This window comes from Pontibacter sp. BAB1700 (genome assembly GCF_000277005.1).
Taxonomy (GTDB): Bacteria; Bacteroidota; Bacteroidia; order Cytophagales; family Hymenobacteraceae; genus Pontibacter; species Pontibacter lucknowensis.
In genome coordinates this window covers 1-12553 of record NZ_AKIS01000203.1, presented here as the reverse complement: position 1 = coordinate 12553, position 12553 = coordinate 1, and the positions used below count along the sequence as shown (strand labels likewise).

Annotated in this window: 13 protein-coding genes, 1 tRNA gene and 2 pseudogenes; 10 read left to right on the top strand and 6 right to left on the bottom strand. The window is 53.3% G+C overall.

Annotated elements, in window-relative coordinates; genetic code table 11:
• Positions 1-927: pseudogene (locus O71_RS19685) on the top strand (polyphosphate kinase 1); the annotation flags it as partial.
• A gap of 78 nt (positions 928-1005) precedes the next feature.
• On the opposite strand, the gene O71_RS19680 reads toward O71_RS19685, so the two are convergent.
• The gene (locus O71_RS19680) at positions 1006-1497 is read right to left on the bottom strand and encodes a DUF6268 family outer membrane beta-barrel protein (protein ID WP_255345435.1); all 492 of its coding nucleotides are present in this window, start codon (positions 1495-1497) and stop codon (positions 1006-1008) included.
• A 371-nt stretch (positions 1498-1868) separates the two neighbouring features.
• Between O71_RS19680 and O71_RS26745 the strand changes: the two genes are divergently transcribed.
• The gene (locus O71_RS26745) at positions 1869-1994 is read left to right on the top strand and encodes a hypothetical protein (protein ID WP_255345434.1); all 126 of its coding nucleotides are present in this window, start codon (positions 1869-1871) and stop codon (positions 1992-1994) included.
• A gap of 140 nt (positions 1995-2134) precedes the next feature.
• On the opposite strand, the gene O71_RS22210 is transcribed toward O71_RS26745, so the two are convergent.
• The 3 genes from O71_RS22210 to O71_RS22200 are packed head-to-tail and all read right to left on the bottom strand — an operon-like array spanning position 2135 to position 5944.
• On the bottom strand, positions 2135-4171 hold the full coding sequence (locus O71_RS22210; protein WP_155801026.1) for a hypothetical protein: 2037 nt from the start codon (positions 4169-4171) through the stop codon (positions 2135-2137).
• The gene (locus O71_RS22205; RefSeq protein ID WP_155801025.1) at positions 4150-4497 is read right to left on the bottom strand and encodes a hypothetical protein; all 348 of its coding nucleotides are present in this window, start codon (positions 4495-4497) and stop codon (positions 4150-4152) included. The genes O71_RS22210 and O71_RS22205 overlap by 22 nt, the downstream gene beginning before the upstream one ends.
• On the bottom strand, positions 4454-5944 hold the full coding sequence (locus O71_RS22200; RefSeq protein WP_007660509.1) for a metallophosphoesterase: 1491 nt from the start codon (positions 5942-5944) through the stop codon (positions 4454-4456). Before O71_RS22200 ends, O71_RS22205 begins: the two co-directional genes overlap by 44 nt.
• A 320-nt stretch (positions 5945-6264) precedes the next feature.
• Between O71_RS22200 and O71_RS19670 the strand changes: the two genes are divergently transcribed.
• From O71_RS19670 to O71_RS19660, 3 genes are all read left to right on the top strand, one after another.
• Entirely contained in the window at positions 6265-7560 is a 1296-nt protein-coding gene (locus tag O71_RS19670) for a Pycsar system effector family protein (RefSeq protein ID WP_007660508.1), read from the top strand.
• Positions 7561-7618: 58 nt separating this feature from the next.
• Positions 7619-7693, top strand: a tRNA-Arg gene (locus tag O71_RS19665).
• Between the two features lie 148 nt (positions 7694-7841).
• Entirely contained in the window at positions 7842-8177 is a 336-nt protein-coding gene (locus tag O71_RS19660) for a hypothetical protein (RefSeq protein WP_007660507.1), read from the top strand.
• A gap of 70 nt (positions 8178-8247) precedes the next feature.
• On the opposite strand, the gene O71_RS19655 is transcribed toward O71_RS19660, so the two are convergent.
• Entirely contained in the window at positions 8248-8583 is a 336-nt protein-coding gene (locus tag O71_RS19655; RefSeq protein WP_007660506.1) for a T9SS type A sorting domain-containing protein, read from the bottom strand.
• 194 nt (positions 8584-8777) lie between these two features.
• Here O71_RS19655 and O71_RS19650 point away from each other — a divergent pair, with 194 nt between their 5' ends.
• From O71_RS19650 to O71_RS26740, 5 genes are all read left to right on the top strand, one after another.
• Positions 8778-9887: an NAD(P)/FAD-dependent oxidoreductase gene (locus O71_RS19650; protein ID WP_007660505.1), complete on the top strand. Its 1110-nt coding sequence runs from the start codon at positions 8778-8780 to the stop codon at positions 9885-9887.
• 174 nt (positions 9888-10061) lie between these two features.
• Positions 10062-11183 carry a type III polyketide synthase gene (locus O71_RS19645; RefSeq protein ID WP_007660504.1) on the top strand — a complete coding sequence of 374 codons (1122 nt, stop codon included), beginning with the start codon at positions 10062-10064 and terminating at the stop codon, positions 11181-11183.
• Complete coding sequence (locus O71_RS19640; RefSeq protein WP_007660503.1) at positions 11164-11865, top strand: methyltransferase domain-containing protein; 702 nt, start codon at positions 11164-11166, stop codon at positions 11863-11865. The genes O71_RS19645 and O71_RS19640 overlap by 20 nt, the downstream gene beginning before the upstream one ends.
• A 42-nt stretch (positions 11866-11907) precedes the next feature.
• A complete protein-coding gene (locus O71_RS24130; RefSeq protein WP_155801024.1) occupies positions 11908-12081 on the top strand; it encodes a hypothetical protein in 174 nt (57 codons plus the stop codon).
• A 100-nt stretch (positions 12082-12181) separates the two neighbouring features.
• Complete coding sequence (locus tag O71_RS26740) at positions 12182-12316, top strand: hypothetical protein (RefSeq protein ID WP_255345433.1); 135 nt, start codon at positions 12182-12184, stop codon at positions 12314-12316.
• Positions 12317-12318: 2 nt separating this feature from the next.
• Here the strand turns inward: O71_RS26740 and O71_RS19635 are convergent.
• A pseudogene (locus O71_RS19635) lies at positions 12319-12553 on the bottom strand (histone deacetylase); the annotation flags it as partial.

The window sequence follows — 12553 nt, the reverse complement described above, 5'->3', positions numbered from 1 at the left end:
GCTAAGTCGCTGGTAAAAGCTGCCAAGAATGGAAAACTGGTAACGGTAGTAGTAGAACTCAAGGCCCGATTTGATGAAGAGTCTAACATCTTCTGGGCAGGCAAGCTGCAAAAGGCCGGAGCTAATGTGATACTGGGCTTGCCTGATCTCAAGGTACACACCAAGCTGGGCCTGATCACCCGCAACGAGGACGGCAAACTGGTGAACTACGCCTACCTGAGCACCGGCAATTACAATGAAGACACTTCCAAGATTTATGCTGACCACGCGCTGTTCACCTCCCACAAGGAGATCACGCAGGATGTGGAGCAGGTCTTCAACTTCTTCATCGATCGCCAGCATGACAAGAAGTTCAAGAAACTGCTGATGGCGCCCATCAACATGCGGGACCGCTTTGTGGAGATGATCAACCGGGAAATCAAAAATGCCCGAAAAGGCAAGCCTGCTTCTATGATCCTCAAAATGAATGCCCTGCAGGACGAGCGCATGATCAGGAAACTGTATGCCGCCAGCCAGGCCGGTGTGAAGATAGATCTGTTGGTGCGGGGCATCTGCTGCCTGGTGCCGGGGGTAGAGGGGCTGAGCGAGAACATACAGGTGCGCAGCATCGTGGACCGTTATCTGGAGCATGCGCGGGTATACATCTTCCACAACAATGGCAAAGAGGAGTACTATGTGGCGTCCGCTGACTGGATGGTCCGAAACCTAAGCCGCCGGGTGGAAGTGGCTTTCCCGATCCTGCAGAAGGATCTGATCCAGGAATTGCGCACGATCATAGACTATCAGCTGGCTGATGATACCAAGGCTCGCGATATCGACAACAGCTATGTAGAGCAGGTAAGCCCTACCCATATCCGATCACAGTATGCTACCTACGAGTATCTGCGCAGTCTGATCCCGGCAGGTATGGAGTCGGCAAGCAAATAGAAGTAGGCCCCCCAAAGCAACAAAGCCCGACTCGCTATACCTGCGGGTCGGGCTTTGCTATACCTAGACCTGAGTTACTTATCTGTTCTGACTACGCTCCAGCAGCTTGCGGGGCGGCACTGCATAGAGTTCTATACCGATGTAGCCTGCTCCGGCCAGGGTATTGGTAATCAGCTCGTCGCGAGAGCCTACTACATCAAAAGCACGGTGGCGGTAGTACTGCCGGAAGCCGCCTTCCACGGCAAACCACAGGAAGTCATAGATCTCCTGCTCCAGTCGCAACAGCGCCTTAATGTCGGTGCGGCGCAGCTCAATGTCGTTGAACTGTGAGAGCGGCGGTTCGTCGGCGTACAGGTTGTAACTGGCACCCTCAATGCGGTAGCCGGTATAGAGCAGTGTTTTTTCGGACACATTGTAGCGAACCCGCAGGTTAGCCGGGAAGATGGACTCCACGCCCCAGCGATCGTTGAAGGTGCGGTTGTACATAATGCCCGGATAGATACGCTGACGCCCGAAGGTATAGCCAAGCTGCAGGCCCACACCCCAGGCAAAATCAGGCTGCGTTTCCAGCCATAGGCCAGGTCCACGGTTGTTTTCAGGTAGTCTGATACGTTTACGTTGTCGCGGGTATAGTCCCCGTTCAGTTCACCTTTTGCTCGCACCAGCATAAAGCGTACCTCATCAAACGAATGCAGGAAAGCCAGCTGCAAGCCCAGGCTCTTCAGGTTTTTGTCTTCCAGGTTACGGTAAAGGCTGTAGGAAGCCGGTGATACACTCTCGAAGTTGAACTCCTCAAATTTGTGGTCTATACCCAGGATCAGCTTGTTATTAGGCTTGTTCATGATCGGAGCCAATGCCCGCACAAAAAACTTATTGTGCCGCCGTACCCGCGCACGCCCATTGCCCACCTCCGGGTGATCTGACTCCGACTCCATATCGAATTGCGGCAGACGCTCATAGCCGATCACAATGCCACGGCTTCGGCCCATACCCCGCACCCCCGGGCTGGCGTAATCTATCGTTTGTTTCTGCACATCCATCAGGTCCCGTTCAGTTTCCTGGGCTAGTGCTTGTTCTCCTATCAGGAGCAAAGGTATAAGGAGTAATTTAGGCAGGATTAATTTCATAGTTTAAGGCTTGTTAAGGAGCGGTAAAAGCAAAAAGTGCCTGAATCACGGCACTTTTTGCTATACGTCTTTAGATTATTTTAGAATAAAAAGCCGAAGCTTAATGTCCACAGCCTCTCCACGTCGCCTTTGGCATAGGTCAGCACAATCACGTTCTTCTGCATGATATCGGCCCACACGCCTCCCCCGATGCCCGTGTGCAAACTGCGGAAGAAGGCAGCGTCGCGCTCACCATCGTAGTACACTCGGCCTACGTCATACAAGCCCAGCACGCCCAGTCGGCCCGGCGTCAGGTATAGGTTGAAGTCGAAAAGCGACAGGCGGGCCTCGGCATTGGCAAAGATCGCACTGCGGCCGGCAAACCGGGTACGGCGGTAGCCGCGCATGTTGTCCATGCCACCCAGCGTGTTGGCCTGATAGAAGCGGAAGTCACCGAAATTATGCGCTGCCCCCAGACGCCCCGCCCAGGTGAGCTGGAATGGGAAGTTAGGCGTCAGGTAAAAGGCGAACTCAGAGCTTACATGGGTATAGCTGAGTCCTTCGCCGTCTGTCTGCTTGTTGTAACTCAGGCGGTTGTGCAGGCGCATCCCAATGCGCGGGTTCTTCTGATTGCCCTCGCCCAGCACGTCCAGATCAGCAAAAGCCATCAGCCCTACATAATGCTGCGACTCAAAGCGGTCCTGCTCAAAGTCATAGGTCCCCGGTTCTAAACGGCCATTCATTGCCTCGTTCACCAGGTATGTGTCTTGCTCAGAGTTCACCACCCGGAAGCGGTCGTAAGTCGGCCCTATACCGATTTTAAAGAATGGCGCTAAGTTGTTATTGAGCGTCGCTCCTACGTTCACCCGCTTAAACCGGACACGGTAAAAGGAGTCATCCAGTCCGTCCTGCTGTCGGGTATCATTACCGTAGCCGTAGAAGTTGCGCTGGTACTGCGGCCCCTGTATGGCGGCGTTTACCCCGATGTTCCAGTTGCCGAATACCTGTCGGATATCGCCGGCATAGCGCACGTTAAAGGAGTTGGTGTAAAAGGCGTAATTTCCCTCCAGCAGGTGTTCCGCCGCATAAGGCGATTTGCGGAACTTATGTGTGCGTGCCAGCACCCCTGCCCCTATAAACAGCCCGTCATCCACGTTATATTCCAGCGACAAACGAGGGCCCAGGTAAGGCAGTTTGTGATTATCACGGTCATAGAAGTTCACATCCGGACTGATGCTGGTTTGGTCCTTTGTTTCTGGCCCGAAGTTGAACACGTTGCCCTCCTTCGTGTCATACACCACCGTGTGTCTTCTAAGACCAGCCACGCGTGAGTTATCGCTGATCACGTCTTCGTCGTTACCACCGATAATGCGCACAATTATTCCTTTGTTCACATCCCCATTCACCTCAAACATATCTTTGCCACGCTGCCCGTACAGGCGCAGCTCTTTGGTTTCGGAGGTGTAGAAGGTGCGTTTGTACAAAGTGTCACGCAGTTCGCCTTCTTTATTGATCTTGTATACCGTCAGGTGCGTTTCCTCGTCGTTCAGGCGGTTCACCACAAAGTGCTCGTGCTTGTCGCTGCCGGCTACATCCACCATTTCAGAGATGTGCTCGTAGTAGGCCTCTGCCGCCTGCGGCAGCTTGTCGCGGCGGGAGCGCAGCTTGGCTTTGATCTCATTACCTGATATCGCCCGCACCTCTGCCGGCCATTGGTTGATGGCCTCTTCTATCACCTGATCGGTCACACCTGCTTTTATCTCCTCGGCAATGCGAATCCAGTCCTGTCGCGTGATGGCTGGCGTAAAGGAGCGATCGATGGTGAGGGCGCTCAGGTTGAGTCCTACAATGTCGCGGAAGTCGTGGCTAAAGTTCTGCACGTTGCGCACGCCCCACTTACGGGTAGCCAGCCAGGGTATTACTCCATCTGCTTTGAAAAACACCTGGTCACGGTCTTCGGGCACCGGGATGTATACCTTGCCACTGTCGGTCTTCTCCTCTTTCCAGCGCCACTGTCCCTCGTGACGGTCCCAGTCGCCGACGAGCATGTCGAACAGGCGGGCTCGCACGAATTCCTGCTGATTTACCTGATTATCATTGTCCTGCCGCAGCTCTTTCAGCACCTTATCGGTACCCACCAGGTTTTCGGCAAAGCCAGGCTCTCCACGTCCTCGTGGTTTTCGTCAGCGTCTTCTTCCAGAAAGGCCAGTGTGTTGCTGAACTCATCCATGTACTGGCGCAGGTAGGGCGTCTGGGGAATGTATACCAGTTTGGGATTGGTGTGAAACACGCCTGCGGCATCTGCCAGCTTAGGTATAGCCAATGCACCATAAGGGTGCTGGGCCGATACCTGGTCCTGCAGCAACGCCTTGGCGGCGGTTTGGCGCAGGTACTCCGGCAAGGCCATTGTCGGGTCTTTGTCAACGGTGCGCAGGGTATACTCCCGAGCATCCGGGTTGCGCACTTTCAGGGAGGCTGTCTGTTTGCCTCCACCCTTCTGGTATGGGGTGAGACCACCCATTTCGTTGCGCATATCCAACAGTGGCACTTCCACGGGGGTGGCCCATTCGCGGCGGTAGTGGCTCGCCCAGCAGCGTGCGACGCAGGCCTCTGGCGATGTAGTCGTCATTGGCAGCGACTACAATGGTGCTGTCAGCGTAGTTGGTCTCATCGACCACAGCTCCTCTCTTGCGGCGGGGCTCCTTGGCATAGAGCGGCGTCCGGAAAGTCATGGTGCCCTCTGAACCATCGCCCACCGGCGTCCAGTACTCTACCCAGGCTTCTCCATTTTCATAGTAAAGCAGTTTGGCAAAACCTTTTACTTCGTGGGTATACATGGCCGTGCCACCCGGCTTTACATGCTGTGTCTTACAGCCTGAGCCGCTTACGATGTGCGTCAGGTTGTTGTACTTGTAGTGCTGCAACGAGTGCTCGTGTCCTGCGGCGTACACGATGTTATCATACTTATCAAATATGTTGAGCAGCCCTTCGATATAAGCCGTGTAGCGTGGGTGCGGAATATCCTGCAGGATGCCGCCGTACTTGCGGGCAAAAGGATAGATGGACCCGATCACAGGCAGCGGCAGGTAGATCCAGTCTCGTAGCATGGTGAGGGGGAAAACGTGGTCTTTCAGGGTGAAGAAGCCGCCGTGATTTCCACGGGTAAACAAAGGGTGGTGCGCCACTACCACGATATTAGAGCCCTGGTGCTTTTCAATAATGTCTTCGAGCTTCACCAGCAAGTCGGCCTCTGTAGAGGCCCAGCAGTTGCTGCCGGCACCGTAGGGACGCTCCCAGGGGTGCAGCCACCACTCAGAGTCGAGCGCAATCAGTACCACGTCATCGCTTATTTTCACCTCATAAGGGCCGGGGCAAGCATCGCCGGGCACGTAAAAATCGCCTCCTACCACTATGCCTTCTTCGGTGAGGTACTCGTTCACGTAGTTTTGCTGGCGCACCACATACTCTATACCTCCGCGGCCGCTGTGGTTCCAGTCGTGGTTGCCCGGGATCATGTACTTCTCTCCTTTATAGCCACGCAGCACATCAAGCTGCGCATTGAGGCGCTGCTCCGATACCTCCCGGTCGTAACGGCCCGGCTCAGGCAGGCCATTGTGGTACACATTGTCACCCAAAAAGATGGTCGCGCTCTGTGCCCCCACTTCGTTCATCTGCTTTTGCATGAGCTTCAGCGAAGGCTCCTGTTCCTTTAAGTCAGGAGCGCCCACGTCACCGATCAGGAACACGGTGTAGTTTACTTTGTTGTCGGGCTTGGGCTCGTTCTGTTCCCAGTTGAGCACGTCACGGCTGTAGTAAGGTTTTTTGGTGGCACAGGCCTGTAGGAGTATCAAGAAGAAGCCCACGGCCAGGGGACGCAGGATAACAGAAATAAGGTGAAGACGGTTTTTCATAAGGTTCTGTGTGTACGGGATGTCCTGTCTAGCAAAAGCAAGTGTGACGGTATAAACACAACGACTGACGATGGGTTTGCTGCCGTACGGAGAGGACTGAAAGCGGTGCTTGGGTTTGGTAATGCATGGTTGGTATCAGAGCCCGAAAGTGCGCCACGGTTGCGTCCGGGCTGAAATAGATAACGTATGGCGGCGGCATTAAGTTATTGCTTCACTATATAGAGCGTTTTGAGCGTCGGGATTGCTCTTTTCAACAAAAAGCGCTATTCACCGTAACGGCAAAAGAATACTAGCACCACCTTCAACCGCCGCTCACAACTGTGCATCTACTGCAGAGCTACCTGACAATGGCGGCAAACACCGTTATGGAAGAACAAGATATCGTCAAACAAGCCAGTGAGTACGTTTTCAGGCTTTTTAAGGAACAACTGTCTAAAAAGCTTGTTTATCACAATTATAAACACACCTTCGAGACTGCCAACGAAGCACGCCAGTTGGGAGAGCTATACGATCTGAGCCCGGAAGAGCTGCAGGACCTGGAACTGGCAGCCTGGTTTCATGATACCGGCTATGTAACCGCTTACGACGGACATGAAGAAGAGAGCGTGCGCTTCGCCACCTCGTGGCTGCAGGAAAACAACTACCCGCCTGAGCGCATTACCCGCGTAACCGATTGCATCATGGCCACCAGGCACGGCACCAAGCCTGAAACACTGCTGCAGGAGATTATTATTGATGCAGATATGGCCAACATTGGCAAAGAAACATTTTTTGCCACAGCCGAGCTGCTGCGCGTGGAGTGGGAGATCTTTAAAGAGAAGTTTTTCTCAGATCAGGAGTGGGCGCAGTTTCAGATGGAATTTCTGCTTTCCACAACCTTCTATACCGCCAAAGCCCAGCATAAATACGCCGCGCAGCTTGGCCTGAACATACAGGAGCAGCGTAACCAGCTGCACAAAGAGTCGAAAAAGAAAAAAAAGGAAGAGAAAGAGCAACGCGAAACACTCGCCCAGCCGAAGCGCGGTATCGAGACTATGTTTCGCAACACCTATCGTACTCACCTCAACCTGAGCGCCATTGCCGATAACAAGGCCAACATGATGATCAGCCTTAACGCCATTATCATGTCGGTAATCATCACGTACCTCAGTACCAAGACCTCCATTACAGGAGCTGAGTTTGCCCAGCACCGCTCGCTGCTTATACCCGTCGGCATGCTGCTGCTCACCACACTTGGCTCTGTCATCTTCGCCATCATCTCAGCGCAGCCCGAAGTGACGAGTTTCTCTTTCAACCGAAAAAAGATCAATAGCAAAAAGGTGAACCTGCTTTTCTTCGGTAACTTCACTAATATTCCGCTGGAGGATTTCCAGAATGGCATGCACGAGATCATGCGCGACAAAAAGTCGCTTTACACCAACATGATCACCGACATTTACTACCTGGGCGAAGTACTGAGCCGCAAGTACAAGATCCTGCGCATCTCCTACTCCATCTTTATGGTGGGATTGGTACTTACGGTAATCGCCTTTGGCATCTCCATCGCCCTGTATGATGCACCTATCGTGGAACCGACCCCACAGCAGCAATCCCCGCAGGAGCAGTCCAACTTGTAAATAACCGGAATTAAGCTAAATTTGTGCAGGCTGCCCGGAAGCTTATTCCGGATTACCTGGCCCTGTAGTTCAATGGATAGAATAGGAGTTTCCTAAACTCTAGATTCAGGTTCGATTCCTGACAGGGCCACCAATGCAAGAGTTATTTTTCAGTGTATTTGGGGAACTAACCCCTACTGGCTCCACTTAATAGGAAGAGTCTGAGCTACTTTGCAACGACACTATATTTCCGATTTCATATTTTATTCCCTATATTAGAGCTGAAGCCACTCTCTAACACCATGAAAACAACTTTAACTGCCTGCATGCTGGCTATCTTTGTCAGCATTACGGCCTGCAACAGCGAACAGCGGAGTATGGAAGCGGACGACTCTGAAGCTACCGTAGCCAGCGAGACCGGAGGGCTCCCTGCAGACGTGCTATACGCCACCAGACCTCTGATTGGTGGAGAGGTCTACAAAACAGCCAGCTTTCAGGCAAACAGCCTGCTGCACTTTGACACCACACAGCTCATCCAGGTGCTCGACACTTCCGATGCCATGTTTGTAAAAGCGCGAGTGCACCGCGACACTACCGCTTATACCGGCTTTGTATCCAAGGCCATCCTGCCGGAATAAACCCTTTAAGCCTAAAACAACGAAGGCCGCCCTGCTTGCAGGGCGGCCTTCGTTGTAAATGCATGTTTTCTTATTTAACTACAACCCTTCTGACAGAACTGTAGCCTTCAGCTTCTATCTTCACATAGTACAGCCCTTTGGCAAGCCGGGTCAGGTCTACGGTTTTGGTTGTCTGAATGTCCGGACGGCTGATCACTTCCTGATACACCTCATTGCCGATCACATTCAGAATACGCAACTCCACCTGCCGGGCATCTAGCTGGGCAAACGAAATCGTAAAAACCCCGTTGTTGGGGTTAGGGTATATGGCAACCTCTTTTTCCTGTTGCTCTAAGCTCTTATTCTTTGTTTCAGTTTGTCCCGGAGCCGGCTCCCGTACCTGGGCCTGTGCCAGTAAAACTGCCATACAGAAAAAGAGAGTAAGTATAATTTGCTTCATATTGAAAATTAAGATCTTGTCCTTCTTAGTATATACAAAAGTTGTTCCATATTGTTAACGTCTGGAGTGATAATTTGTTCTTGCATTTTACGCACCAGAACGAATGCTTTCACTAAATAGCCGAAAGTTTTTTTGGACTTAAAACATAAAGCTTGTCAATTATGCAGATAGTGGTTATCGGAGGGGGCCTTGCCGGGTTAACCAGTGCAATTGCACTAGCCGGGCGAGGGCTTTCTGTGACGCTCATCGAAAAAAAGTCCTACCCCTTGCATAAGGTGTGCGGAGAGTATGTCTCAAACGAAGTACTTCCCTATTTGCGCAGTATCGGAGCTGATCCGGCAACGCTACAACCGGCTTCTATTTCCCGCTTTATGCTCACCTCTCCCAAAGGGGCTACGCTGGAGTCGCCACTCGACCTGGGCGGGTTTGGCATAAGCCGCTATACCCTGGATCACTTCCTGTACCAGGTGGCATTGGCCAAAGGAGTGCAGGTAAGGCTGCAGACGGCGGTGCAGGACGTGCAGTTCACGGATAACCGATTTGCACTAAAACTCTCGGACGGCGACACCCTTCGTGCAGAAATCGTACTTGGCGCTTACGGCAAACGTAGTGCCCTCGACCGCCAGCTCAACCGCTCCTACTTTACCAGGCGCTCCCCTTACATCGGCGTGAAGTACCACCTGCGCTTCGACATGCCCACCGACCTGATCGCGCTTCACAATTTCAAAGACGGCTATGCCGGCATTTCCGCCATTGAGGACGGCCGCTACTGCTTCTGCTACCTGACTACCCGCGAGAACCTGCGCCGCCACGGTTCTATACCTGCCATGGAGCAGGCCATACTGCAGCAGAACCCGCACCTTCGCCGCATTTTTGCAGAGGCTGAGTTTCTATATGAACACCCCGAAGTTATCAATGAGATATCCTTCGCCACTAAAACCTGTGTGGAGCACCACATGCTGATGTGCGGTGATGCGGCCGGTATGATCACGCCACTTTGCGGCAACGGCATGGCCATGGCCATACACGCAGGCAAACTGGCGTCAGAGCAGGTGGTGCGCTATTTTGAAAACGGCCACAATCGGGAGTCACTGGAGAGGGGATATACCCTGGCTTGGAAAAAGCAGTTTGAACAACGCTTGCAGGTTGGGCGTGCCGTGCAGCGGTTGTTTGGCAACCCGCTGCTCTCGGAGCTGGCGGTAGGCACACTGCGTTACCTGCCCGCAGCGGTGCGCCTGATCATGCGCCAAACCCACGGTCAGCCTTTCTAAACCTATACATCTTAAAACGGTCGCTTTCGTACTTATCCAAACCTGTGGCTGCGTCTTTTTAGGAAGAAGCACAAACATAGTGTTTACTTGCCTGTTGCCGCTATACCTATGACAGACGGGCAAGCCCATAGCATTCCAATTGCCTTGAAACAAATTCTTAGCACACACCAGCTTATGAAAAGCTATATATGCGGTATCGGCACGGCTAACCCGCCACACAAAATCCCTCAGATGCAGGTGGCCGATTTTATGGCAGCGGCTCACCAGCTCGATGAGCAAGGAAGCCGCAAGCTCAAAGCCCTCTACCGCGTATCAGGCATAAGCCAGCGTTACAGCGTGCTCGAAGACTTCACCCGACAAAACGGCGACTATACCTTCTTCCCCAACACGCATGACCTCGAGCCCTTCCCCACGGTGCAGCAGCGCATGGAGGTATACCGCAAGCACGCCCTCGACCTGTCAGAGCAGGCGGTTCGCAATTGCCTGGCCCAGGTCAGCGATACTACCCTGCAGAGCCTTACCCACCTGATCACCGTGAGCTGCACGGGCATGTATGCCCCCGGTCTCGATATTGAGCTTGTGGAGCGACTCGAACTGAACTCCTGTGTGCAGCGCACGGCTGTTAATTTCATGGGCTGCTATGCAGCATTCAATGCTATTAAGCTGGCCGACGCCATCTGCAAGGCTGACCCAAGTGCCAGGGTGATGCTAGTGTGCACCGAGATCTGCACCATCCACTTTCAGAAAAATCAGGAGCAGGACCATCTGGTGTCGAACGCGCTCTTTGGCGATGGCGCAGCGGCAGTGCTCATGCAGGGGCAGCCTTGTCGGGAGGTAAGCTTGGAGCTGCAGTCTTTCCACTGTGACCTGGCGCCTGCCGGCAAACGCGAAATGGCATGGCACATCGGCGACACAGGTTTTGAGATGACCCTCTCCTCGTATGTTCCGGATCTGATCAAAAACGGCATCAAACAACTCACAGAACGTTTGCTGCAAGGCCTCCGCACTACCGTTTCGGAGATCAAGCTGTTTGCCATACACCCTGGCGGGCGCCGCATACTCGAGGTGATAGAGCAGGAACTCGGCCTGACACGCGACGACAACCGCTTCGCCTACCGGGTGCTGCACGAGTTCGGCAACATGTCGTCGGCCACGGTACTGTTTGTGCTGAAGGAGCTGATGGCCAGCCTGACCACACAGGAAAAAGATGAACCGGTGCTGAGCTTTGCCTTTGGCCCCGGCCTCACATTGGAATCGATGCTATTGAAGGTGCACTATGCTGAAGCAAAGGTCTAACCAAGCCGAACTGATGGACGACCTCAACTTGTCGGGTGACGAGTTGCGGCGCAACCTGGAGGAGCTGGAAGTGATCAACACCTGGCTGGGTGGCTACAAGGTGGTACTCGACGCGCTGGAGCAGCTGCTGGACGGACACAAAGGTCCGCCCCTTCGATTGGCCGATATCGGCTGCGGCGGTGGCGACACGCTGCGTCACATTGCCAAGTGGGCCCGCCGCAAAAACATTCCGCTGCAGCTCACAGGTATAGACGCCAATGACTTTATGGTGCAGTATGCCCGCCAGCGCTGCGGCGGCTTCCCCGAAATAGAACTGGAGCAGCACGATGTATTTTCAGAGCGTTTTCAGCATCAGCAATACGACATTGTGGTTTGCAGCCTGTTCTGCCATCACTTCACCGATGATCAGCTGGTGCACATGTTCCGGCAGCTGCACCGGCAGGCAGGTATAGCCGTTATCGTCAACGACCTGCACCGTCACTGGCTGGCCTATCATTCTATTAAATTGCTCACCCGGTTTTTCTCAGATTCCTACCTGGTTAAAAATGACGCACCGCTTTCAGTCTGGCGGGCATTCCGGAGAGAGGAACTGCAGCAATTAGTGCAGCAGGCAGGTATAGACAGGTATAGCCTGCGCTGGATGTGGGCTTTTCGGTGGCAGCTTCTTTTGAAAAAAGCTTAACAATTAGTATCTTAACAAGGTATACAAACCAACTCCCTTATAATGCGACGGATCAACATGCCTTACCTGCTCTCGGTACTTGTGGCTGCCGCGGCGTTCTACTTCGCCTGGTCCCGCGAGTTTGTCACAAATGTGTGGCTGGCACTGGCATTAATCGCTACGCTGCAACCGGCTATTTACCTGGTGCTGCGGCACGCCCGCAACAGGTATAGCTGAATCGCTCACTTAACCCTTTTGACATGAACAAAAGCACGCTTAACTTCTGGATCCTCTTCGTGGTGTCCATCATTATCTCAGCCTGATCATCTCTATTTTTGTGAAGGTGCTTAAGGCTGTACTGTTTGTGATTCTGGTGCTTGTACTGGCCCCGATCATTTATATCGTGCTCAAGCTGATACTGCCTGGTGCAAAAGGTAAGAGCGAAGACGATAAGCTGAAGTCCAGGCCTTAGGTTTAGAAAAAGAGCTGCTGCGCCAGCCGGAAGGTATTGGCGTGCGCCTCTACAATGTGCGCGATCTGTTTGGAGTAGCCCCCGCCCATACTGACCGTGACAGGTATGCGATGGCGTGCGCAAGCCTCCAGCACCATGCGGTCGCGCTCTTTACAGCCGGCTATGCTCATACCCAGCTTCCCGAGTTTGTCAGTTGCCAGCACATCCACTCCTGACTGAAAAACACAAAGCCGGGCT